At 65.4% G+C, this 19,855-nt stretch carries 24 protein-coding genes and 1 riboswitch; of the genes, 9 read left to right on the top strand and 15 right to left on the bottom strand.

Going from position 1 to position 19,855, the window contains the following annotated elements; translation table 11 throughout:
• The first annotated feature begins 57 nt into the window (after positions 1-57).
• Positions 58-153: riboswitch (TPP riboswitch) on the top strand.
• Between the two features lie 70 nt (positions 154-223).
• Both GIW57_RS05505 and pnuC read left to right on the top strand, forming a co-directional pair.
• Positions 224-2,404 (top strand): TonB-dependent siderophore receptor, encoded by a 2,181-nt coding sequence (locus tag GIW57_RS05505; RefSeq protein ID WP_236509387.1) that lies wholly within the window; start codon positions 224-226, stop codon positions 2,402-2,404.
• Positions 2,401-2,982 carry a nicotinamide riboside transporter PnuC gene (pnuC, locus tag GIW57_RS05510; protein ID WP_089241607.1) on the top strand — a complete coding sequence of 194 codons (582 nt, stop codon included), beginning with the start codon at positions 2,401-2,403 and terminating at the stop codon, positions 2,980-2,982. Before GIW57_RS05505 ends, pnuC begins: the two co-directional genes overlap by 4 nt.
• A gap of 192 nt (positions 2,983-3,174) precedes the next feature.
• On the opposite strand, the gene GIW57_RS05515 is transcribed toward pnuC, so the two are convergent.
• From GIW57_RS05515 to GIW57_RS05530, 4 genes are all read right to left on the bottom strand, one after another.
• A complete protein-coding gene (locus tag GIW57_RS05515; RefSeq protein WP_236509444.1) occupies positions 3,175-3,594 on the bottom strand; it encodes a TonB C-terminal domain-containing protein in 420 nt (139 codons plus the stop codon).
• A gap of 163 nt (positions 3,595-3,757) precedes the next feature.
• Positions 3,758-4,732 (bottom strand): Dyp-type peroxidase, encoded by a 975-nt coding sequence (locus tag GIW57_RS05520; protein ID WP_236509388.1) that lies wholly within the window; start codon positions 4,730-4,732, stop codon positions 3,758-3,760.
• A gap of 91 nt (positions 4,733-4,823) precedes the next feature.
• Entirely contained in the window at positions 4,824-5,096 is a 273-nt protein-coding gene (locus tag GIW57_RS05525; protein ID WP_100461845.1) for a hypothetical protein, read from the bottom strand.
• A gap of 9 nt (positions 5,097-5,105) precedes the next feature.
• The gene (locus GIW57_RS05530) at positions 5,106-5,432 is read right to left on the bottom strand and encodes a hypothetical protein (RefSeq protein WP_236509389.1); all 327 of its coding nucleotides are present in this window, start codon (positions 5,430-5,432) and stop codon (positions 5,106-5,108) included.
• A 140-nt stretch (positions 5,433-5,572) separates the two neighbouring features.
• Between GIW57_RS05530 and GIW57_RS05535 the strand changes: the two genes are divergently transcribed.
• Complete coding sequence (locus GIW57_RS05535; RefSeq protein ID WP_236509390.1) at positions 5,573-6,502, top strand: DUF6624 domain-containing protein; 930 nt, start codon at positions 5,573-5,575, stop codon at positions 6,500-6,502.
• Between the two features lie 18 nt (positions 6,503-6,520).
• Here the strand turns inward: GIW57_RS05535 and GIW57_RS05540 are convergent, their stop codons facing one another.
• The 3 genes from GIW57_RS05540 to GIW57_RS05550 form a co-directional block, all read right to left on the bottom strand.
• Positions 6,521-6,889 carry a VOC family protein gene (locus tag GIW57_RS05540; RefSeq protein ID WP_236509391.1) on the bottom strand — a complete coding sequence of 123 codons (369 nt, stop codon included), beginning with the start codon at positions 6,887-6,889 and terminating at the stop codon, positions 6,521-6,523.
• 69 nt (positions 6,890-6,958) lie between these two features.
• On the bottom strand, positions 6,959-7,726 hold the full coding sequence (locus tag GIW57_RS05545; protein WP_236509392.1) for a DUF6597 domain-containing transcriptional factor: 768 nt from the start codon (positions 7,724-7,726) through the stop codon (positions 6,959-6,961).
• A 115-nt stretch (positions 7,727-7,841) separates the two neighbouring features.
• Positions 7,842-8,414 carry an Ax21 family protein gene (locus GIW57_RS05550; protein ID WP_176022450.1) on the bottom strand — a complete coding sequence of 191 codons (573 nt, stop codon included), beginning with the start codon at positions 8,412-8,414 and terminating at the stop codon, positions 7,842-7,844.
• 523 nt (positions 8,415-8,937) lie between these two features.
• Between GIW57_RS05550 and GIW57_RS05555 the strand changes: the two genes are divergently transcribed.
• Together GIW57_RS05555 and GIW57_RS05560 are read left to right on the top strand one after the other, a co-directional pair.
• Positions 8,938-9,207, top strand: a complete 270-nt coding sequence (locus tag GIW57_RS05555; RefSeq protein ID WP_089241667.1) for a hypothetical protein — start codon at positions 8,938-8,940, stop codon at positions 9,205-9,207.
• 156 nt (positions 9,208-9,363) lie between these two features.
• Complete coding sequence (locus tag GIW57_RS05560; protein ID WP_236509446.1) at positions 9,364-10,065, top strand: hypothetical protein; 702 nt, start codon at positions 9,364-9,366, stop codon at positions 10,063-10,065.
• A 55-nt stretch (positions 10,066-10,120) separates the two neighbouring features.
• On the opposite strand, the gene GIW57_RS05565 is transcribed toward GIW57_RS05560, so the two are convergent.
• Both GIW57_RS05565 and GIW57_RS05570 read right to left on the bottom strand, forming a co-directional pair.
• Positions 10,121-11,317, bottom strand: coding sequence for an ATP-binding protein (locus GIW57_RS05565; protein WP_236509393.1), 1,197 nt, complete (start codon positions 11,315-11,317; stop codon positions 10,121-10,123).
• Positions 11,318-11,497: 180 nt separating this feature from the next.
• On the bottom strand, positions 11,498-13,216 hold the full coding sequence (locus GIW57_RS05570) for a hypothetical protein (protein ID WP_236509394.1): 1,719 nt from the start codon (positions 13,214-13,216) through the stop codon (positions 11,498-11,500).
• 132 nt (positions 13,217-13,348) lie between these two features.
• Between GIW57_RS05570 and GIW57_RS23675 the strand changes: the two genes are divergently transcribed.
• Together GIW57_RS23675 and GIW57_RS05575 are read left to right on the top strand one after the other, a co-directional pair.
• On the top strand, positions 13,349-13,708 hold the full coding sequence (locus tag GIW57_RS23675) for a helix-turn-helix domain-containing protein (protein WP_268927235.1): 360 nt from the start codon (positions 13,349-13,351) through the stop codon (positions 13,706-13,708).
• Between the two features lie 468 nt (positions 13,709-14,176).
• Complete coding sequence (locus tag GIW57_RS05575) at positions 14,177-14,545, top strand: hypothetical protein (RefSeq protein WP_236509395.1); 369 nt, start codon at positions 14,177-14,179, stop codon at positions 14,543-14,545.
• Positions 14,546-14,575: 30 nt separating this feature from the next.
• On the opposite strand, the gene GIW57_RS05580 is transcribed toward GIW57_RS05575, so the two are convergent.
• Positions 14,576-15,262 carry an inhibitor of vertebrate lysozyme family protein gene (locus GIW57_RS05580; protein WP_236509396.1) on the bottom strand — a complete coding sequence of 229 codons (687 nt, stop codon included), beginning with the start codon at positions 15,260-15,262 and terminating at the stop codon, positions 14,576-14,578.
• Between the two features lie 108 nt (positions 15,263-15,370).
• Between GIW57_RS05580 and GIW57_RS05585 the strand changes: the two genes are divergently transcribed.
• Complete coding sequence (locus GIW57_RS05585) at positions 15,371-15,832, top strand: nuclear transport factor 2 family protein (RefSeq protein WP_236509397.1); 462 nt, start codon at positions 15,371-15,373, stop codon at positions 15,830-15,832.
• A 95-nt stretch (positions 15,833-15,927) separates the two neighbouring features.
• Here the strand turns inward: GIW57_RS05585 and GIW57_RS05590 are convergent, their stop codons facing one another.
• The 5 genes from GIW57_RS05590 to GIW57_RS05610 all read right to left on the bottom strand — a co-directional run bounded on the left by GIW57_RS05590 (position 15,928) and on the right by GIW57_RS05610 (position 19,018).
• Positions 15,928-16,953, bottom strand: coding sequence for an NAD(P)H-dependent glycerol-3-phosphate dehydrogenase (locus tag GIW57_RS05590; protein ID WP_025875929.1), 1,026 nt, complete (start codon positions 16,951-16,953; stop codon positions 15,928-15,930).
• 20 nt (positions 16,954-16,973) lie between these two features.
• On the bottom strand, positions 16,974-17,492 hold the full coding sequence (gene secB / locus GIW57_RS05595; RefSeq protein ID WP_025875931.1) for a protein-export chaperone SecB: 519 nt from the start codon (positions 17,490-17,492) through the stop codon (positions 16,974-16,976).
• Positions 17,493-17,591: 99 nt separating this feature from the next.
• Positions 17,592-18,029, bottom strand: a complete 438-nt coding sequence (locus tag GIW57_RS05600) for a rhodanese-like domain-containing protein (RefSeq protein ID WP_025875933.1) — start codon at positions 18,027-18,029, stop codon at positions 17,592-17,594.
• Positions 18,030-18,086: 57 nt separating this feature from the next.
• The gene (locus GIW57_RS05605; RefSeq protein WP_236509398.1) at positions 18,087-18,518 is read right to left on the bottom strand and encodes a hypothetical protein; all 432 of its coding nucleotides are present in this window, start codon (positions 18,516-18,518) and stop codon (positions 18,087-18,089) included.
• Between the two features lie 32 nt (positions 18,519-18,550).
• A complete protein-coding gene (locus tag GIW57_RS05610; RefSeq protein ID WP_100462718.1) occupies positions 18,551-19,018 on the bottom strand; it encodes a YiiD C-terminal domain-containing protein in 468 nt (155 codons plus the stop codon).
• A 33-nt stretch (positions 19,019-19,051) separates the two neighbouring features.
• Here GIW57_RS05610 and GIW57_RS05615 point away from each other — a divergent pair, with 33 nt between their 5' ends.
• Positions 19,052-19,840, top strand: a complete 789-nt coding sequence (locus tag GIW57_RS05615) for a uroporphyrinogen-III synthase (protein ID WP_236509399.1) — start codon at positions 19,052-19,054, stop codon at positions 19,838-19,840.
• The last annotated feature ends 15 nt before the right edge of the window (positions 19,841-19,855 follow it).

Raw genomic sequence — 19,855 nt, forward strand, 5'->3', positions numbered from 1 at the left:
CTGACCCCGGCTGAAGGGCGGTAGCTCGCAAATCCGTACCATTTGTAGTGAAATGGTCACCTGAAGCGGGGGTGCCTGGATCTGCCAGGCTGAGAGAGTCCCTTGGAACCTGATCCGGTTTGCACCGGCGTAGGGAGCTTTGAGCCGCAGCCACACCCCCGTCATGGGCCGGTGCACCTGCGCGCCGTCGCTTCGTCTCCCTTGTTGTCTGAAGACGAATCGAATGAACCGCTGCCTGCGCCCCACCCTGCTCGCCCTTGCCCTGTGCGCTGCCCTGCCGCTGTACGCCAGCGAGGCAGGCACCGACGCCCTTGATGCTCCGCCGTCCTCGCCCACCGATCTGGCTGCGGTGCGCGTGCAGGCCGGCAAGCCGGCCACCGACACCTCGCGCGTCAACGCATTCGGTGGCGGCTCCTGGAAGGACACCCCCGCCTCGGTGAACGTACTGGAGCGCGACTACCTCGACCGTCGCCAGGTGCGTTCGCTGTCCGAGCTGGCCAGCAACGATGCCTCGCTGGGCGATGCCTATGCGCCGGTGGGCTACTACCAGAACATCGCCATCCGTGGCTTCGCGCTGGACGCGGCCACCGGCTACCGCTTCAACGGCATGTCCATCGCCGGCGAACAGCGCCTGGCGCTGGAGAACATCCAGGAAGTGCAGATCCTGAAGGGCGAAGCCGGCCTCGCGGCTGGCGTGATGGCGCCCGGCGGCATCATCAACTACGTGGGCAAGCGCCCGGCGGAAGTGCGCACGGTCACTCTGGGCACGGATTCGGAAGGCTCGCGCTATGCCGCCGTGGATGTCGGCCACTGGCTGACCCCGCGCTTCGGTGTCCGCTTCAATGCCGCTTGGGATGCCAGCGATTCCTACGTCGAGCATGCCGACGGCCGCCGCAACTTCTATTCGCTGGCCACCGACTGGCTGATCGGCGAACACGGCAAGCTGGAAGTGGATGCCAACTACCAGACCAGCTCGCAGCGCTCGGTGTCCGGCTTCCAGCTGCTGGGCGCGCGCGACCTGCCGCGTGGCGTCGACCGCGAGCGCCTGCTCGGCTACCAGCCGTGGCAGCGGCCGGTGGACATCGCCAGCACCAACATCACCGCCCTGCACACCTACGACTTCAACGACGCCTGGCAGTCGCGGCTGTCGATCGGCCACAGCCGCTCGGTGATCGATGACAACGTCGCCTTCGCCTACGGCTGCTACTACACCGCAGGGTGCGCGGACGGCAGCGTGCCGGGCAACTATTTCGCCCCCAACGGCGACTACGACATCTACGACTACCGCAGCCCGGACGATACCCGCCGCAACCAGCAGGCGCGTGCCGAACTGCGCGGCAGCTTCGAGACTGGCAGCGTCGGCCACCAGCTGAGCATCGGCGCCGATTACTTCCGCCGCACCGTCGACAAGCGCCCGAGCGTCAACGAGTACGTCGGCACCAGCAACATCCACGATGCGCAGGTGCCGGTGTTCGAGCCCTCACCGAAGATGCCGGGTGCATCGGCACGACGCCTGGACAGCCGCCAGACCGCGTTCTTCGCGCTGGACCGGATGAGCTTTGGCGATGACTGGCAGTGGCTGGCCGGCGGCCGCTTCGTGCGCCTGGACGAGCGCGCCTATGACAAGCGCGGCACGCCGCAGCGCCACAGCCGCCTGTCGCGCTTCCTGCCGCAGACCGCGCTGGTGTGGAAGGCCACCGACCAGCTCAACGCCTACGCCAGCTACGTGCGCGGCATTTCGCTGGGCCAGGAAGCACCGTTCTGGACCTCCAACGCCGATACCTTCCTGCCGTCGATGCAGTCGCGGCAGCTGGAAGTGGGTGTGAAGTACGTGCCGGTGGACGCCCTCACCCTGGGTGCCGCGGTGTTCCGCACCACCCAGCCCTACCAGTACGCAAAGCCGGACGGCAGCGATGCCGGCTACACCTTCGTCGAAGAAGGCCAGCAGACCCATACCGGGCTGGAACTGACCGCCAACGGCCAGCTGACCGACGCGCTGCAGATCGTCGCCAGCGCCAGCGTGCTGCAGGCGCGCGCCCGCGACACCGGCACCCCGGCCTATGAAGGCCATCAGCTGGTGAACGTGCCGAAGATGCGCGCCAGCGTGCACCTGGCCTACGCGCTGCCGTTCGCCGAGGGCCTGGATGTGACCGGTGGCTGGCGCTATGCCGCCGCCAACGTCGCCCGCGCCGACGGCGGTGTGCGCGCACCGGACTACTCGGTGTTCGACGCCGGCCTGCGCTTTCAGCACCGCCTGCACGAGCGTGCCGTGACCTGGAACCTGTCGGTGGACAACCTGTTCAACCGCTTCTACTGGCGCGACACCGGCAGCAGCGGCGGTGACTACTACCTGTTCCCCGGTGCGCCGCGACAGGCTCGCCTGTCGGTGACGTTCGCGCTGTGAGCGGCGTGGCGCTCGAGTGGACTGCGGCCCTCTTCAGCATCCTCGGGGTGTGGCTGATGGCGAAGCGGCGGCTTGCCGCGTGGCCGGTCGGCCTGCTGTCGGTCGCGCTGTACGGCGCGGTGTTCGCCGAGGCCAAGCTGTACTCGGACACGCTGCTGCAGGTCGCCTTCGGTGGCTTCCTGGTCTACGGCTGGATCAACTGGCGCCAGCACGCGGCCGATGAAGGCAGCATCCGCATCGTGCCGCTGGCGCGCGGCACGCTGCTTCGCGACCTCGCCATCGGCCTGTGTGGCGGCGTCGCGCTTGGCGCCGGCATGCACACCTTCACCGACGCGGCGCTGCCGTGGCTGGACGCGATGCTGACCGCGTTGAGCCTCGTCGGACAGTGGTGGCAGGCACGCCGACACGCTGCCTGCTGGTGGGTGTGGATCGTGGTGGACGTGGTCTACGTGGGCGCGTACCTGTTCAAGTCACTGCACGTGACCGCTGCGTTGTACGTGTTCTTCCTGGGCCTGGCGCTGTTCGGGCTGCGGGCGTGGCGTGCAGCCGCGCGGGAACCGCAGTTGGCAACGCGGTAGAGCCACGCCATGCGTGGCTGGCGGGCACCGGTAGACGCCAACCTTGGTTGGCGCGCTCCCGCCGACCCAGGTCGGCATCCATCAGGCTCATCCACGCATGGCGTGGATCTACGGGTAGTCGCCAACCTTGGTTGGCGCTCACGTGCCGACCAAGGTCGGCATCTACCAAACGCAGCCACGCATGGCGCGGCTCTACCTGGGTTGCAGCAGCAGCCCCAAGCGCAGCGGTTGGCGCATGTCCTTCGGCGGCGCCGCCGGCAACGCCGTGGCCTGCAGCGTCGCGCGCAGGTCGGCATCCACCTGGACATCACCCAGGCTGTCGAATTCCAGTTTGGAGATCGCGCCATCGCGGGCGATCCACACGCTCACCACCAACGGCGCCGGCGTATCGGGATGCTCCTGCAGCCAGGCCAGCAGGCGCTGGGCGCGTGGATCCTGTTCCTGCTGCAGGCGCTGCTGCAGTTCGCCGCTGACGGAGGCGGCATAGGCCATCCAATGCGCAGGCGCGTCCTGTGCGGACACGCTGGCGCTGCCCAGCGCCAGCAGGCCCAGCAACCATGCCAACGGGCGCCAGCCACGGCGCGTGCTGCGCCTGTTGCCTGCAGAAACCATCACCCACGCCTCCACTGCCGTCCAACGCATCATGGTCGGCGCTGTAGATGACAGGCAGATGGCGGACGCCGCAGTAGAGCCACGCCACGCGTGGCTGTTCTGGGCAACCGGTTGATCCATCCACGCATGGCGTGGATCTACCTGGCTGCCCCACCCGGCGTGATCAGTCGCCCAGGTCGGCCAGCACCTTGCGCGAGGGGGCGAAGAAGGTGACGCCGGTGGTCGCGGTGGAGAAATCGAGGATGCGGTCGTGCAGCGGCGCGGGATTGCCGATGAACATCCGTTCCAGCATCTGCTCGATCACCCACAGCCGACGCGTGTAGCCGATGAAATAGGTGCCGTACTCGCCGCGCCCCGGATTGGCGAACGGCATGTTGTCGCGCAGGATCTCGTGCTCGCCGTCGGCATCCTCGATGGTGCACAGCGTCTTGTGCGACTTCTGCGCGTCGGCCGGCGCGTCGTCCAGCTCCATGTTGTCGTGCTTGGTGCGGCCGATGATCGCTTCCTGCGCTTCGGTCTTCTGCGCACGCCAGGCATCGAGGTTGTGCAGGTACTTCTGCACCACCACGTAGCTGCCACCGGCATGCTCGGGATCCTCGTCGCCGACGATGGTCGCCTCCGGCAGCGACAGCCCCTCCGGATTGGCGGTGCCGTCGACGAAATCGAGCAGGTCGCGGCCATCGAAGTAGCGGAAACCGGCCACGTCATCCACCGCTTCCACGGCATCACCGAAGGCCAGCAGCAGGTTCTTCTCGAACGCCACGATAAGATCCATCGTGCGCGCACGGATGTGGTACAGCAGGTCGCCCGGCGTGGAGACTGCCGTGTGGGTCGCCCCCTTCACTTCCTGGAACGGCTTCAACTCGCGCGGCGGCGTGCTGCCCACCAGCGGCGCCCACACGCGGTGGCCGATGGCCACGTTGCAGGTGAAGGTGCGCTCGATCTCGCGGATGGCGGTGTTCTTGATCAGGTCATCGGTGCTGGCCAGCACCTCGCGTACTTTCGCCAGCGACGCGTCGTCGTCCTTCACCGTCAGCACCAGGAACGCGGCCGAATGGGTCAGCGGCGCGGTGATCTGCTGCGGCTCGTTGTCGAGCGTGTGGTTGAGGGCGGTGATGGGGGCGGGCTGGGCGTTCACGGCAGTTCCTGCTGGCTTGAGGCGGGCACATCGCATGGGGCGATGTGCGGGCGATCATAGCGGAACGGCCTTGCGGGCGACGGAGCGGTTCTCAGTTCGCGGCGAGCGTGAGCCATTCGCCGGCAAGCGCATGCGCCTGCTGTTCAGTGTCGGTGATCGAATGCTCCGGCTGCTGCAGCCACCACTCTCCCTGCCATTGCGGCATCATGTGTCCGCGCAGGAAACGCTCGACGCGGAAGCTCTGCCCGACAGCATGGATGCAGACCAGCCGGATGCCGTCCTGGGAGACAACAGCGTCCAGCAGCTGCCAGCCATCCGCAGCATCGCGCAGCAGATGCGCCCCGGCGATCTCGATCACGTCCATGCTGTGCGACTACGCCGTGGTCACGGTGAACTGTTGCGGCGTGCGCCACGCAACCCGGAGGTAGGCGCCCTGCAGCAAGCCGCCATCGCGAAAGTGTTCGAACACGTCGGCCGGGCACCACTCCCTGCCCGCCGAGAAGGCAACGCCGAGGTCACGCAGACGGATGAAGGCAGTGGCCTTGGCTGCGTCGTCGGCGACCGGCAGGGTGAGGGTATCTCTCTCATCAGCGGTGAAGCCCAGCGCCTGCAGCGCGGAACGCGAGCGGTCATTCAGCAGCATCACGTTGATGCGGTTGCCGTCGGCCTGCGTCACGTAGGCATCGATGTGCGTTTCCATTGGCCGATTGTAGAGGCAGCGCGCGCCCACTTGCAGCGTGCTGCTCGTCGATCATTTGAGGCCTGGCCATGACACTGCTAGCCTGCGGATGTGCGGCCTGCGGAGGCTCGCCATCCACGCCTTCACGGAGGAAGCAGTTGATGGTCCACTCACCTATGCAATGGAAGCATGTGCCCGTTGCTGCAGCGCTGGCGTTGCTGCTGGCCGCCCCGCTGCAGGTGCACGCCGCAAACGAAGGGTCTTTCTTCGACGCACTTGAGCGCTATGGTGCCGATGACTTCAGCGGCTGTGCACACTTTCTGGATGACCTGCTGCAACGTGCAGGCCATTTTCCCGAGGGTGGCGAACTGCTGCTGGTTGAATGCACGGCAGCGGCCGGCGACCTGGGAAAAGCGATGGACCATGTAACCACGCTGCTTCCCAGCGGCAGGCTCTCGGCCGATGACCTGCTGCACAAGGACCGGCCAGGCTTGAATGCGCTGCGCAACGACCCGGCGTGGCCGGACATGCGCAAACGCTTGCTGGCCGCCGAGCAGCAGCGCCTCGCATTGCTGGACGCGCCCCTGCGCAGGGAACTGCTGGAGCGCGCCGAGCGCGACCAGGCGGCACAGCATGGGGCTGTCGACGCTGGCGGTGGCGAGGCATTCAAAGCGGCAGCTCCAGTGATCAAGGCCAACGCCGATTGGCTGAAGTCGGTGGTAGCCGACAAGGGGTGGCCGACGTATACCCTGGCCGGACATGATGGCGCCAAAGCCGCGTGGCTGCTGGTCCAGCACGCCGATCACGATCCCGTGTTCCAGGCCGACATGTTGCCGTTGATCGAGAAGGCCGCCAAAGCCGGTGAAGCTGATCCCGCCGATCTCGCACTGCTGACTGATCGCGTGCTGCTGGCGCAGGGCAAGCCGCAGCGCTATGGCAGCCAGTTCAAACAGGCCGATGATGGCGCGATGGAACTCCGCCCCACCGAAGACATGGAAGGCCTGGATGCACGCCGCGAGGCCATGGGGCTGCAGCCACTGGCGCAGTACAAGGGCACGCTTTCAGAGATGTATGGCAAGCCGGTCCGATAGCACGGCGCTTGCCGAGGCTTAGTCCCGGTCGCTCCATACCGCCAGCACGTAACCGTCCAGATCGCGGAAGTGAAAGCGACGGCCACCGGGGAAAGCGAACACGTCCTGCACGATCTCACCGCCGGCGGCGAGGATGCGCTGCTGTGCATCGGCCAGATCCGAACAGTAGACAATCACCAGCGCACCTCCCGTGGCTGTCACCGCCTCGTCAGCGACGAACCCCCCTTTGAGACGACCATCATCGAACTCGGTATACGCCGCGCCGTAATCGGTGAAAGACCAGCCGAAGACCTGCCCATAGAACTGTTTGCTGCGGGCGATGTCGGCGACGTTGAATTCGATGTTGTCGATGCGGCGTTCGGCAGCGGTGGTGTCTGCGTGGCTCATGGTGCGGCTCCGTGGTTGGAGCGCACAGCATCGATCAGGGTTGAGCCGGCGTCTTGAACGAAACGGCCATCAACGCCCCCACTCCTGGCGCAGCGCACTGGCCGTCAGGCCGGACAGCTCGCGGGACTCGCGGCTGAGGTGCGCCTGGTCGGCATAGCCCGCCTCGGCGGCCAGCATCGCCAGACTGTGCGCGGGCTGTGCCTGGCTGCAGCGCAGGAACCGCTGCAGGCGTAGGATCCGCTCCAGCGACTTTGCACCGTAACCGAACTGCGCCTGGCTGAAGCGGCGCAGGGTGCGCGGGCTCATCGCCAGGTGGGCGGCGAGTGCATCGATGCTGACGTCGCCCTTGGCTGCGTGCGCGAACAGCGCATGCGCACGTTTCGTGTGTTCGTCCACCACGGCCGCGGTCATGTTCTGTTGCAGGCAATCGGCCAGGCGTTGCAGGCGCTGCTCGGGCGCGGCATGACCGACCGATGCCGCCGCCTGTGTTGCCCATCGGGCATTGAATTCAATCAGCGGCACGGCTTGGCCGACGATGTCGGACAAGTCGATGCCAAGCGTGGCCGATGCCTGCCCGGGCCGGAAGCGCGCGCCCAGCACCTGCGCACCGGGCGCCAGTTGCGGGTGTGCGGCGGTCCGGTCCGGCCCCACCACGAACAACGCGCCATCACGCCAGAGGATATCCACGCAGCCATCCGGCAGCACGGTGATGCTGCCACTGGCGTCGGCCGACAACTGGCTCTGCCAGAGCTGGCCGAACTGGCCACGCAGCGGCGCAGGCGCCAGGTGTTCCTGGTAGGCCGTGCCGGTGCCAGCGAGAGAGGAAGGTTCACCCATGCCCCATTGTGGCAAAGCGAAACCGGAAAAAGAGAAGCCCGGCACGAGGCCGGGCTTCACTGGCGTATGGGAGAGAGGTCACACGCCAGTTACACGCACTAACGACAGGCGTTTGTTACCAGCTGAAGCGCGGGCCCACGAACCACTCGCGGTCGCCGGCCTTGGCCAGCTTCACTTCGCCACTCAGGCCCCAGTTCTGGTTGAACTTGGCGGTGGCGCCGACGCGGCCGTAGAACTCGCCGTCCGGGTTGATACCGTGCTTCTTGCTGTAATCCTCGTAACCGGCCAGCGCATAGCCTTCCAGGTACGGGTTGAACGCGGTGCGCACGCCCACTTCAGTGGAGTAGCCGTTGAAGTCCAGGCCGTGCTTCATATCAAACTTCTGGTACGCAACACGAGCCACCAGATCGGTGTTCGGTGCGATGCCGTAGTTGTAGCCGGCACCGATGCGCCACTGGGCGACATCGTTCTTGAAGGTGTCGGTTTCCTGCTTGCTGTAATCACCGAAGACATGGAAGTTCGGGTGCACGGCAACCGAGCCCTTCACGCCCCAGCCATCGGCGTCGCCGCCCTTGGCATCGGTGTTCACATAGCCGCCTTCAACGTAGTTGTACGACAGACCATCGGCAGCCGATGCGGCGAACGGCAGCGCGGCCAACAGACCCAGGGCAAGCAGCGAATTCTTGATCATCGGGATACACCTTTAATTATTTTGGTTTCGTCGAACGCCCCTCGGGAGGGGAGGGATAAGGGGCGTTCGACAGGTGTGAATTATCCGTTTGTTGATGAAATCGACCCTGAATATTGAACTGACCGGTACATGAATGAGGTTCCTGTTCAGGGAACTCTCTACGCGTCATGTAGTAGCCCACTGGAACAGACCGACGTGCATCACCGCTTCGTGCATGTGATCGACCATGAGAACTGCACGTGTAGCAGTGAGGTGCGGGCGTCGATGTTGCGCGACGCTCATCTGCGCCCATTCATTAGGGCAGCGTGAGCCCGCTTCATCCTGATGAATTGGCTGTATCGAAGCGGCGCAAGGGCATCGACCGATGCAGCACAGCTCGCTTGTTCCCGCTTGTTAAGGTTTGCCAATTGCCGCACCTTCACAGCCCGTCCACGTCTTCCAACTGCAGCTGAAAGCACTTCGCAGCGCCGGGAACAAACGCCGCTATATTCCAGACTCCCCAGACGAAGGAGGGAGTGGAATGTTCCTGACCAAGCAGCAAATCAACGCGGCACGTGCCGTCACCGTAGCCATCGTTGCTACCGTAAGCCTCGGTGCTTGCGCCACCTACAAAGACGAATTCGCTTCGATCAACTCACGTCTCGACCAGCTCGACGTGAAGGTGCAGGGCGCGGCGCAGAGCGCCGAATCCGCCAACCAGTCCGCACAGCAGGCCAACCAGCGTCTGGATCAGATTGAAGGCCGCGTCCAGCAGCTCGAAAGGGTCCCGGGCCGTAAGCCGCGCGGGTAACCGCTCTCCCACCCACTTTGATGAACGCTTGAACCAGACACCAGTGGCCTTCGCCGGCCACTGGTGTCTTTCAGCCTCTCGGTCTTCATCCGAAGGAGCCGTCCCATTCGTACGTACTCATTCCCTGCACGCCGGGCCGTGTCGGCCGCGCTGACCATCGCGCTGGCATTGGCAGGCACCAGCGTGGCCAGTGCCAAGAATGGCAAGGAAGCAAAAGAAGCACCTGCCGCGGAAACGGCCAACGCCGCCGATGAACTTCCGCAGGGCCAGGAAGTATCCGAGACCGTGATTGCACTGGCCGGCTGGGTCGTCGCCAGCAAGGACAACCAGGGCTATCCGTTCGCGATCATGGACAAGGCCGCTGCACAGGTCCTGGTCTTCGGCGGTGACGGCAAGTTGCGTGGCGCGGCGCCGGCATTGTTTGGTTCGGCCATCGGCGATCACTCGGCACCCGGCGTCGCCAAGCTCGCGCTGAGCGCGATTCCAGGCCACGACCGCACCACCCCGGCTGGCCGCTTCATTGGCGGCTATGGGCCGTCCGAGGACGCCGGACGCGTGCTGTGGGTGGACTACGATTCCGCCGTGTCGATGCACCCGCTCCCCCCGGGCACCCCTAAAGAGAAGCGCAGCGAACGACTTGCATCCGCCACGCCGGACGACAACCGTGTCACCCACGGCTGTATCAACGTCTCGCCTGCGTTCTATGAGCAGATCGTGCATTCCACGTTCGAGAAGGGCGGCGTGTTCTACGTGCTGCCGGACAAGGACTCGATCGAAGAAACGTTCCCGGCGTTCGCGCAGAGTCGCGCGGCTGCGAAGGGCGACGATGAGAAAGACGCGCGACACGCCCGCAAATGAAGGGCGATGAAGGCTGAGGAAGTGGTAGCGGCAGACCGCAGCGAGACGTGCTTCTCTACGCAAGCTGCAACCGGGGCATCTTGAACGTGAACAAGGTGCCGGTGGCCGCACTGGACTCCACCTCCAGCGTGCCGCCATGAGCGCGCGCAATCTCCGACGCAATGTAGATGCCGAGGCCGAGACCGGGCCGTGGCTGCTCACTCTTCTCGCGAGAGAACGGACTGAATATGGCGTCCATCCTCTCTGATGGAATGTGTCCGTCGTTGTGTACTTCGAGCGTAAGCATTTCGGGCGTGGCGTTGACGGTCAGCGTAATTGGCGACGAGCGCTCTCCATGTACGGCTGCATTGGTGAGCAGGTTGGCCAGGAGCTGTGCCAATCTGCTCCGGTCACAGACCACGCCGCCTTCCATCTGCATGCAGACCTCGATGTCCTGGCGGCCGGTGGCGATGGCCACCTCTTCCACAACCTTTTTCAGGTCTTCTTCCAGCGTGCTGGTCAGCTGCAGCGCGATGGGAATACCGCCGCCCAGACGCCCCCTGGCGAAATCAAGCACGTCGTTGATCAGTCCATCCATTCTGGCAACGCCTGAGGCGATGTGCGCGAGCATTCGTTGCTGACGCTCAGCGTTCAGCTCACATGCCAGCGAGTCTGCGGCCATGCTGATTGCCTGCAGAGGACTGCGCAGGTCATGACCCAGCACTGCAATGAACTGGTCGCGCAGGTCGGCGACGCGGTGCGCGTCGGAGAGCGCAGTTTCCGCCCGCACGAGACGATCTTCCTTGTCGAGGTAGCTTCCTACCAGATCGGCCAGCAGCTCCATCGATCTCTGCACGTGGGCCACGTCGAAGCTGGCCGGTGCCGAATCAATCGCGCAGAGTGTGCCGAAGAAGCTTCCGTCCGGCCGATGGATGGGAACGGACGCATAACTCTCAAGCCCGTAGATCCGCGGCGTGTGATGCGTGGAGTAAACCGGGTGCTTGCTCGCATGCGCAAATACCACCGACGTCGCCGACCGCCTGATCTCATCGCAGATGGTTGTCTCGAGCACCAGTTGGCCACCGGGAACAAGCCCAAACCCCAGGGTGTCGAACGTGGCGCAGGCGGTCCAGGTGGTCTGGGTCACGCGGGCAATGGCCGTGAAGCGTGAGCCCGTGATGTGGGCTACGGTCTCCAGGATGCGCGGCACGGCCTGGATTCGACCAATCTCGGCGATGTCGTCCAGCAGATGGGGGTCCGTCAGCTTCTGCATGGTCGTTCGTCCGGTGGGCAGCGCATCATCCCATGGAACCCGGGCGAAGGCTGATGCGAGGGCGATTGCCGCCTTTTCAGGCTAAGCCGTGGCGGGCCGATGAGGCCTCTGCCTGGGGTAAACGACAAGTTCTGGACGGTACTGGACATTTACCTCAGGGGCCTCTCTTTGAAACGAGCGCTATTCCCCCCCACCAGCTGACAGGCTGTCCCAGATGCGTCCGTCGCGCTGCTCTTCAGTGGTGACGTTGACCACCGCCTGTTCGCCCAAGCGATCACGCAACTGCTGCAGATACAGGCTGCGTGGCGTAACGACCTGCCCCTTCGATTGCACGATGCCGCCCGGCTCCTCTGGCGGGAACTTGCCTGCGGCGATGGAACCGACCTGTCCCACACTCCAGTTCATCGCAAACGGCGGCGCCTGCACGACGTAGATGTCGTGCTCGGTGTTCCAGAACATTTGCTGTGCGCCCGCCCAACCGTGCCCCGTTCCGCTATACCGCCGGTTCTGTGCCCGCAGCATGTAACCCTTGGTGTTGTCGTACAGGGTGCCGGTGGACCAGCGGTGATGCGGACCACTGTCGTTGCTGTCGCCTACAGCGAGGCAGTCCAGGAATACGTTGGGGCCAGGTACCCGCGCGCCGATGACGAAAGTATGTCTACCACCTTGGTTGTAGCAGCGCTGGATGAGGTTGAAGGCGGAGTTTCCCTCATACAGGAATACATAGCGGCGCGCGCCTTGGGTTTCGCCGTAGCGCGGGTCGAGATAGGCAATATCCTGGAGGGTATTGAAGTAGGCGCCGCTTCGGGTAACGAACCCATGCGACACGTAGCGCACGGTGACATTGCGTACCCACGAATCGCGAATCGCGCCGAGACGGATGGCAGTGAACGGGCCGGTGTCAGCGGTGCCGTTGACCGTACTGGTTTCAGGATTGCCCTCAACGCGCAGATCTTCGAGGCCAACCTCGGAGATGCGGCTGGGGTTCGTGCGATAGATGCTGCCGCCACCGAAGCGCGTCTCGATGGCATCCATGATCGGGGCATCGAGGGTCAGCGTGTCATGTTTCACCGCGGTAACAACCCGTTCGCTGTACACCGCGTAATCACTGGGAGTCCAGTGGTAGCGGGCGGTATCGATGCCTTCGGGGCCGAGCCATCGGGCATTGGGCTCCCTGACGATGGCCACAGTGTCACCAATGCGATAGCCCGCTGCGGACCTCACAGTGATCCGCATTGCCCCCACGGGCACGTAGTCCATGGTGATCGCGGTTCGGCGCGCGTCGCGGGCTGCGCGCGGCGCCGCCGATTCCTTCTCGCCCAGATCAATGATTCTGCCCTGCTGCTCGCGGACCTCAGAGCGGATCACTGTGCCGTCGGCACCGCGACCTTCGCCGCGTAGCACCACGCCGCTGGATCGAATGACCAGCGTCTGACTCAGCGTATAGCGGCCGCGCCGCAGCAGGACTGCACCACGCAGGCCGCGGTGGTCACTGGACCGTGCGGCGACCGCGTCGATTGCGGCCTGGATGCGCGGGTAGTCGTCACCACTGGTGTTTGGCTCGAGAATTTCGATCACAGGAATGCTCGCTCGGTCGGGCAGACTGACACCGCCCCCCCGATAACCTGCGCGGGAAAAATCCGGAACGATATTGCGTGCGCTGCTGGCACCGCGTTCGCGGTAAAGACCGTATTGCAAGCGCTTGCCGTCGTTTTCCATCGCAACCAGCAGCGCATCCGCCTGCCGGTTGATGGGGTGCGTGAACGGCCCCTGCCCGCTGCTTGTGTCGCTCAGGTTGCTGGCTTTCTGCGTCTCAGCTAACGGCGCGTCATTCGACGACAGCGCGTCCTCGCTGAAGCACGCCAGGATACAGACCAGGAAAAGTTCAAGCACGCGCATCAAGTTGCACCGGCCAGCCTGCTGTCGAGCCTGCACCGTAGCACGGCCGATGAGCCAAGCATGCGCCGTTTGTTCAATCCAACTCGTCCTTGTCCAGACATGATCTATCGGTCCCAATGCAAACCCGCACCGATGACAGATTCCGACACGCACCGTTCGCCAATCCAAAGTACCTTCCGACGTTGTGTCATCGGTGGAGAACGAAGGGACAGATCGGCCCCACCGCAGGTAACGGATGGGGCGATAGCCTTCTCGACCCTGTCTTCCCTGGCCGCAGTATTGAGCGATGAGAACCGCCGGCTGTTGCGACTGCTGCGCGAACTTCAACCCAGGTCCCTCACCCAGCTGTCTGAGCAATGCGGGCGCAAGGTTCCGAGCCTTTCTCGTACCCTTCGGATGATGGAAGGCTATGGACTGGTTGAACTGAAGCGGGTCGGGGCGTCTGTCGTGCCATCTGCCATGGCCACGCGCTTTCTCATAGAGCTCGACTAGAACCACGTTGTAGCGCCCAATCGCGGAGCTCTGTCGTCATTGCCTCGCTGAGGTAACAGCACACTACGCCGGCAACCACGACCCGTGTCGCATATTCCTCTATCGCTCAGGGCCCTTGCGCCATCGGCGTCTGGGGCGGCTTAACAGCATGCAAGAATGCCGAAAGCGTCTTGCATCAAGCGTTGAATGCAACTCTTCTGATTGGCGCTACGCGTCGGCACAGGTACAGATGACGAGCCACCTCATCTGGGGTGGCCGGGCCTCGAAAACCCGTATCGACAATGAAGTGATTACGCTTGCCGGCCGGCGTCACCTCGCGTGGCGCCGGTCGGCAATCCGTCTGCCGGCTACGGCGGGCGGAGCGTGGAGGCCCTGTGCCTGCCGGTTCATTGTCCCGGTTTTCGAGCCACGTCTCCGCCCGCCACCTTTGTGTGGCGGCTACCGTCTGTCCTGCACGGAGCCTCAGCCATGACCACGCCGGAATTCCCCCGTCCCCACCCCTATCGCGCTGCGGACGATGGGGCACCGGAACAAACGCCTGCGCTCGACCCCACGGCTTTCATTGCCACCCTGACGCGGATTGGAAAAGGTACAGCCGCCGATGGCCAACCCTGGCCGGAGCGTCATCAGATGCCGGGCCGTCGCATGGCACTGGCCGACGCGGACTGCGCACTGGCGGGCCTGCGCGTAGCGCTGGAAATGCTGCTGGCGGCCGAGCGCGTCCGCCAGAACGGCCCGGACGACGAATACGTGGGCGATCGGGTGATGGAGGGTTTGATGATGGCGTGCCTGGCGCTGACCGCGCAGGTCAGTACGCGGATGCGACCGGAGGAATAACGCCGGAACCTCTTCCGGCGTTAGCGCCCATCACTCGCAGGAATCGCCTTCTTCCTTCAGCATCGCTTCGTCCACCGGTCGCTCGCGATCGATCAGGGCACGCTGCTCCGCGTTCGGCTCGCCCAGCCACCACACTTTGCAGCGGGCGGTAAGGCGGCCGACCATCTTCGACTGCGTCGGCGAGTACAGCATCGCCAACGCGGTGGTCGGGCACTGGTGCGCCTGGCAGGCGGTGTAGAGCCACCACGGCTCGCCCTGCAGCACCATCAGTTCGCCAGGCCCGCTGGGACCGCTCAGCAGGCGTTCGCGCAGGGAGGGGATGCTCTTGTCGGGCGATTCGGCCGCCGCAGTGTTCTTCATCAGGGCGTCGAACGCGGCCAGCACCTTCGGGTCCTTGCGGCCGCAGTCGTCCACGATGTTGCCGCCGACCAGGGTGAAGAAATAGGTGGCCAGCGGATTGTCCTTGCAGGTGAGCTCCGCGCCGGGGGTCTCTCCTTCCGGCTCACCTTCGTTGTCCCACACCGAAGGGTCCACCCCGTCTTCGATGGACGGCTCGTTCTCAACCACTGCGGCGGTGGCGGCTGGGGCGTCCGCTGCCGCTGCAGCGGCAGCGGCGGGCGCGGCAGCTGTGCCTGCGTCCGGTGCGGGTGCCGGCGTCTGCGTGCACGCGGCCAGCAACGCGACCATCGCCGCCATTCCCATCATTCGAGACGTCATTCCCTGTCCTGTGTGCATTCGCCCAGCTGGCGCCCGCGTGATTCTACCCGCCAGCCAAGACGGATACTCTGGCAGTCACGCCTTCCATCACCGCCAGGATGCAGACGCATGCGTCGTTCAAGACTTGCCGTGATTGTTCTCAGTGGCCTGTTGATGGCCGGGCCTGTTGTTGCGCAGGAGTCCGCCGCACGCCTTGCCGATGTCGCCCTGCCCGCTGCGCTGGATCGCGTGCTGCGCGATTACGAACAGGCGTGGCGCACGGGTGATGCGAAGGCATTGGCCGGGTTGTTCGCCGAGGACGGTTTCATTCTGCAGAGCAATCAGCCGCCTGTGCGCGGGCGCGCGGCGATCGAGGCAGCGTATGCCGGCGAGGGAAGCAGCCCGTTGCGGCTTCGCGCGCTGGCCTATGCCGCCGAGGAAACCACCGGTTACATCATCGGCGCCTACACCTACGGCAACAACGTGGGCGATACCGGGAAGTTCACTCTGACGTTGAAGCGGGAAGCGGGTGGGCCGTGGATGATCTTTTCGGACATGGACAACACCAACGCGCCGCCGCGGTCGCGATGATGGGCGCTACGGGTTCCACAGTAGATCCACGCCATGCGTGGATGGGTGTCGCGCACGCACAAAAAAACCCCGGCGCTGGGCCGGGGTTTTTCGATTCACTTGAACAGCGTGTCCGGATACTCCGGTTTCTGTTCGCGTGCCAACAGCGCACGCAATCCTTCTTCCGGGGTCTGCTCGCCATGCAGCACGGCGCGCACACGGTCGGAGATCGGCAGGTCGATGCCATGACGGCGCGCCTGTCGCATCACTTCGTCGGCGGTCTGCACCGACTCGACCACTTGGCCGATTTCGCGGATGGCGTCCTGCAGCGTCTGCCCGCGGCCCAGGGCCAGGCCCAGGCGACGGTTGCGTGACAGGTCGCCGGTGCAGGTCAGCACCAGGTCGCCCAGGCCCGCCAGGCCCATCAGCGTTTCCGGCTTGGCGCCGATCGCTGCGGCCAGGCGCAGCATCTCGTTGAGGCCGCGGGTGATCAGGCCGGCACGGGCGTTCAGGCCCAGCTGCATGCCATCGGCCACGCCGGTGGCCACGGCCAGCACGTTCTTCATCGCACCGCCCAGTTCGGCACCGACCATGTCGTCGCCGGTGTAGGCGCGGAACGCCGGGCCATGCATCGCCTCGGCCACCGTCTGCGCGAACTCGGGCACGTCGCCGTGCACGGTGATCGCGGTCGGCAGACCCAGGGTTACTTCCTTGGCGAACGACGGCCCGGTGACAACGGCCAGCGGCACGTCCTCACCCAGCACTTCGCGCGCCACTTCATGCAGGAAGCGGCCAGAGCCGGGCTCGAAGCCCTTGGTCGCCCAGGCCACGCCGGCACCGGCCGGACGCAGCGGCGCCAGCGCGCGCACGGTTTCACCGAATGCATGCGACGGGGTTACCACCAGGATCCAGGCGGCACCCTCCACCGCCGACGCGAGGTCGGTGGTGGCGCGCAGCGATTCCGGCAACGGAATGCCCGGCAGGTAGCGCGGATTCTCGTGGCGCTGGTCGATGGCTTCAACCACGGCGGCATCGCGCCCCCACAGCACGGTCTGGCGACCGTGCCGGGCGAGCAGCGTAGCCAGCGCGGTTCCCCAGGAACCGGCGCCGAGTACGGCAATCTTGTCAGCGGTAGTGCTCATCCGTGACGTCGCGGCCGGGATCAGGCGTTGCCGGCCGGCTCGGAGTCAGCCAGCGACGGTGCGTCGCCCTGCTCCTGGCGCTGGCGCAGGGTTTCTGCGTACAGGCCTTCGAAGTTGATCGGCTGCAGGAAGAACGGCGGGAAGCCGCCGGCCTGGATCAGGTCGCTGACCAGCTGGCGCACGTACGGGAACAGGATGTTCGGGCACTGGGTGCCGAGCAGCACGTCGATCGACTGCGGGTCCAGGCCGACCAGGCCGAACACGCCGGCCTGCTTCACTTCGGCCACGTACGCGGTGCGCTCGCCGGCCTGGCAGGTCAGGGTCACGGCCAGCACGACTTCAAAGGCATTCTCGCCCAGACGCTGGACCTGCTGGTTCAGGTTGAGCTGCAGTTCCGGCTGCACCTGGTCGTTGAAGATCGACGGAGCATTCGGCGACTCGAAGGAAACGTCCTTGACGTAGATCTTCTCGACGGTGAACGCGGGGCCGGTGGCGGCATCGACCGGCGCGACAGCGCCGTTGGTGGTCTCTTCGGACATTTCCAGTAACTCCAGTGAATGCAATGAAAACGATGGTCGAATTACTGCGATGGGGGCGGCGGAGGGCGCAAACAAGGCCACTTCCGCCACCGCCTGCGATCAGTTGCGGCCCTTGACCAGCGGCAGTTCTGCCTGCTGCCACGCGGGGATGCCGCCGTCGAGCACGAAGACCTTCTCGAAGCCGGCCTTCTTCAGCGCCTTGGCGGCGGTCTCGGACGCGTTGCCGCTGCGGCACACCAGTACCACCGGGGCCTGCTTGGCATTGGCCACCAGCTTGTGCTCGGGGCCGAACGCGCTGGCCTGGGCACTGCGGCTGCCGGCGATGTGGCCCTTTTCGAAATCGGCGCTGGGCGACAGATCCACCACCACCGTGCCGCCCGCGTTGATCAGCTGGGTCAGTTCGGCAGGCTTGATGCCCTTGAAGCCCCGGAACAGGCGGCGGATTTCGGTGACGATGAGGGCCACGGTCAGGCCGACCAGGGCCGCGGACAGCATCGGGTTTCGGCCTGCGAAGGCCAGCAACTCTTCGTAATTCACTCAGGTCACGGGTCGATTAAGCGGGCGCCGATTGTCGCACAAGCCGGACGCGCCCCGTCACTGCCCCTGCCAGAGGTCCGGCAGGCCCGCGCTTTGCCACCAGCGCTTGGCTTCCGGATCCCAGCGCCAGCGCTCGGTGACGACCACGGTGCGCTCGGCCTGGGTGTTCTGGTTGATCACCCCGATTTCGACCCGGCGCTCGACCTGGCCACCCTCAAGCGATGCGCTGCTGCGCTCGCGGTAGGACGATACGCGCAGCTGCGCATAGCGGTTGAGCTCGAACTCGGTTGGCGGCTTGGACTTGCGCAGCTGCGGGTCCAGGTAACCGATGGCATCGTCCATGCTGCCCCAGCGGATGGTGGCACCGTAGGCGATCTGGGTCTCTTCCAGCAGCTTGCGCTGCTTGCGGCTGAGGTCGTCGGCGGCAGCACCGGCAGCGGCGCTGAGCAGCAGCAGGGAACACAGGAGGATCTGGATGAGGCGGCGCATCGGTGGGTTCCGCAGGGCGTCAGCCTGCCATCCTACCCTTTGGCGAAGGCAACGAAACGACCACTGAATTCGGCCGCGGCCTTGCCATCGGCGCCGGGCTGGGTCGCGACAATGCTGATGCGGGCCTTGCCGCGCTGGCGGAAGGTGGCCAGGAAGGTGTCCCAGGCGCCGCTTGCGGTGGCTTCGGCGTGGGCATGCAGGTCTTCGTAGACCGGCGCCAGGTAGCGCAGGTTGCTGTCGGCCACGTAGACCTCGGCGTCGTGGCCGGCCAGGCGCAGCCTCAGGCTGACCAGCGCCCAGCCGGACAGGGTCAGCACCGAGGCCAGGCTGCCGCCGAACGCGTTGCCCTTGTCGTTGACGTTGGCCACCAGCGGCGCGGTGATGCGCAGCACGCCGTCGGCATAGCCATCCAGGCGGATCTGCATCGCGCGGACCGCCGGCATGCAGTCCAGCACGTCCTGCAGGGCAGCCAGCGAAGAGGTCAGGGCATCAACAGCCATCAGCAGCAACCACGACAACAAAGGGCCCGCATAATGACGGGAATGGCCAACCATACGATACCCACTGGCTGGACCCTGATCTCACTGCGCCCGCAGGGTCAGCAGGCGGCGCTGCGCCACGCCGCAGCAGGGCTGGGAGGCCGTACCGTCGCGCTTTCGCCCTGGCGGCTGCAACGCCTGCAGGACATTACCGCATTGCAGCAATTGCAACGGGCGCTGACCGGCGATCGGGTGGTGTTCACCAGCCCGGCGGCCGTCGCTGCGGCGGCCAGCCTGATACCGCTGGCAGCAGCGCAACGCAGCCCGTGGCTGACCGTGGGCGAAGGCACCGCGCGCGCGCTGCTGGCGCATGGCGTCGCCGACGTCCATGCCCCCCAGCGGATGGACAGCGAAGGCCTGCTGGCGATGCCGGTGCTGGGCGATGTGCGGGGCATGCGGATCGGGCTGGTGACCGCACCGGGAGGGCGTGGGCTGATTGCCGCCGAACTGCAGGCCGCGGGCGCACAGATCATCCGCGCCGATGTTTACCGACGGCTGCCGCTGCTCTTGTCGCGGCGCATGCTGGCGCGTTTGGCCCGTTCTCCCACGCCCTGGCTGCTGGCTGTCAGCAGTGGCGAGGCATTGCAGCGTTTCTGGCAGCAGTTGCCTGCACACTGGCAGCAGCGGCTGCAGGCGAACGCGATCACACTGGTGGCCAGCGAGCGGCTGGGCGCGCAGGCGCAGGCACTGGGGCTAAGCCGGGTAGTGCGCAGCGAAGGCCCCACCCATCTTCAGTTGATCGCCGCTGCACACACGGCGCTCACCGGCCCAGCAGCGACCTGAACAGGCACCCGGCAG

It is taken from the genome of Stenotrophomonas sp. PA-6-5C, assembly GCF_021605635.1.
In the GTDB taxonomy this organism is placed as follows: Bacteria; Pseudomonadota; Gammaproteobacteria; order Xanthomonadales; family Xanthomonadaceae; genus Stenotrophomonas; species Stenotrophomonas lactitubi.

Excerpts from the sequence above, each read along its gene's own strand:
- GIW57_RS05545 (WP_236509392.1), bottom strand. The coding sequence starts at position 7,726 with ATGGGTGAACCTTCCTCTCTCGCTGGCACCGGCACGGCCTACCAGGAA.
- GIW57_RS05575 (WP_236509395.1), top strand. The coding sequence starts at position 14,177 with ATGACCACGCCGGAATTCCCCCGTCCCCACCCCTATCGCGCTGCGGAC.
- GIW57_RS05610 (WP_100462718.1), bottom strand. The coding sequence starts at position 19,018 with ATGGCTGTTGATGCCCTGACCTCTTCGCTGGCTGCCCTGCAGGACGTG.
- GIW57_RS05530 (WP_236509389.1), bottom strand. The coding sequence starts at position 5,432 with ATGGAAACGCACATCGATGCCTACGTGACGCAGGCCGACGGCAACCGC.
- GIW57_RS05615 (WP_236509399.1), top strand. The coding sequence starts at position 19,052 with ATGACGGGAATGGCCAACCATACGATACCCACTGGCTGGACCCTGATC.
- GIW57_RS05580 (WP_236509396.1), bottom strand. The coding sequence starts at position 15,262 with ATGACGTCTCGAATGATGGGAATGGCGGCGATGGTCGCGTTGCTGGCC.
- secB (WP_025875931.1), bottom strand. The coding sequence starts at position 17,492 with ATGTCCGAAGAGACCACCAACGGCGCTGTCGCGCCGGTCGATGCCGCC.
- GIW57_RS05570 (WP_236509394.1), bottom strand. The coding sequence starts at position 13,216 with ATGCGCGTGCTTGAACTTTTCCTGGTCTGTATCCTGGCGTGCTTCAGC.
- GIW57_RS05605 (WP_236509398.1), bottom strand. The coding sequence starts at position 18,518 with ATGCGCCGCCTCATCCAGATCCTCCTGTGTTCCCTGCTGCTGCTCAGC.
- GIW57_RS05515 (WP_236509444.1), bottom strand. The coding sequence starts at position 3,594 with ATGGTTTCTGCAGGCAACAGGCGCAGCACGCGCCGTGGCTGGCGCCCG.
- GIW57_RS05565 (WP_236509393.1), bottom strand. The coding sequence starts at position 11,317 with ATGCAGAAGCTGACGGACCCCCATCTGCTGGACGACATCGCCGAGATT.
- GIW57_RS23675 (WP_268927235.1), top strand. The coding sequence starts at position 13,349 with ATGACAGATTCCGACACGCACCGTTCGCCAATCCAAAGTACCTTCCGA.
- GIW57_RS05535 (WP_236509390.1), top strand. The coding sequence starts at position 5,573 with ATGGTCCACTCACCTATGCAATGGAAGCATGTGCCCGTTGCTGCAGCG.
- GIW57_RS05555 (WP_089241667.1), top strand. The coding sequence starts at position 8,938 with ATGTTCCTGACCAAGCAGCAAATCAACGCGGCACGTGCCGTCACCGTA.
- GIW57_RS05525 (WP_100461845.1), bottom strand. The coding sequence starts at position 5,096 with ATGGACGTGATCGAGATCGCCGGGGCGCATCTGCTGCGCGATGCTGCG.
- GIW57_RS05540 (WP_236509391.1), bottom strand. The coding sequence starts at position 6,889 with ATGAGCCACGCAGACACCACCGCTGCCGAACGCCGCATCGACAACATC.
- GIW57_RS05585 (WP_236509397.1), top strand. The coding sequence starts at position 15,371 with ATGCGTCGTTCAAGACTTGCCGTGATTGTTCTCAGTGGCCTGTTGATG.
- GIW57_RS05505 (WP_236509387.1), top strand. The coding sequence starts at position 224 with ATGAACCGCTGCCTGCGCCCCACCCTGCTCGCCCTTGCCCTGTGCGCT.
- GIW57_RS05590 (WP_025875929.1), bottom strand. The coding sequence starts at position 16,953 with ATGAGCACTACCGCTGACAAGATTGCCGTACTCGGCGCCGGTTCCTGG.